Annotated in this window: 1 protein-coding gene; it reads left to right on the top strand. The window is 73.6% G+C overall.

Annotated features, from left to right (window positions below; all coding sequences use genetic code 11):
• Nucleotides 1–148: 148 nt before the first annotated feature.
• Nucleotides 149–796, top strand: a 648-nt coding sequence (locus FRW57_RS22315) for a wax ester/triacylglycerol synthase family O-acyltransferase (RefSeq protein WP_203230505.1), incomplete at its 3' end; no start/stop codon positions are given.

Below are 796 nucleotides of genomic sequence, written 5' to 3'. Positions count from 1 at the left end.
GGTCCGTCGCCGTCGCTTGCGCCGTTCCTGACGCCCGCCCGGGCGGCACCGCTGCGGCACGACCGCCCTGCCGCTGGGCCCAACGGCGCACCTGCCGGTGTCACGTGGGCCACCGGCGCGAGCTCGGACAGTCTGACAACATGGGAGCGTGCCCGCCCGCCTCACCGCCCTCGACGCCTCCTTCCTCTACCTGGAGGAGCCGAACACGGCGATGCACGTGGGCTCGGTCATGGTCTTCCAGCCGCCGGAGGACGGGTTCGACTACGACCGGCTCGTGTCGCTGGTCGCGCGGCGCATCGCCTACGTGCCGCGCTACCGGCAGCGGGTCCGGGGCGTGCCGGGGCATCTCGCCAACCCGGTCTGGGTGGACGACGAGCACTTCGACCTCGCCTACCACGTCCGCCGCTCCGCGCTGCCCCGGCCGGGCAGCGACGAACAGCTCGAGGAGCTCGTGGCCCGGGTGGAGTCGCGCGCCCTCGACCGGGACCGCCCGCTGTGGGAGGTCTACCTCGTCGAGGGGCTGTTGGGTGGCCGGTTCGCCATCATCACCAAGACCCACCAGGCCCTTGTCGACGGGGTCAACGCGATCGACCTCGCGCAGGTCATCGTGGACGGGGACGCCGCGCAGGAGGCGCCGGTCACCGACACCTGGCGACCGGCCCGGGAGCCCAGCGACCTCGAGCTGCTCACCGGCGCACTGGTCGACACCGTCCGCCGGCCGAGCCAGGCCATCGACAACCTCCGGGGCGGGGTGGCCGACGTGCGCGCCACCAGCTCGCGCCTGCTCGAGTCGCTC

The sequence above is a fragment of the Segeticoccus rhizosphaerae genome, assembly GCF_009192725.1.
Classification (GTDB): Bacteria; Actinomycetota; Actinomycetes; order Actinomycetales; family Dermatophilaceae; genus Segeticoccus; species Segeticoccus rhizosphaerae.
Note: the sequence above shows the minus strand (reverse complement) of the source record. Positions and strands in the feature narration are given on the sequence as shown.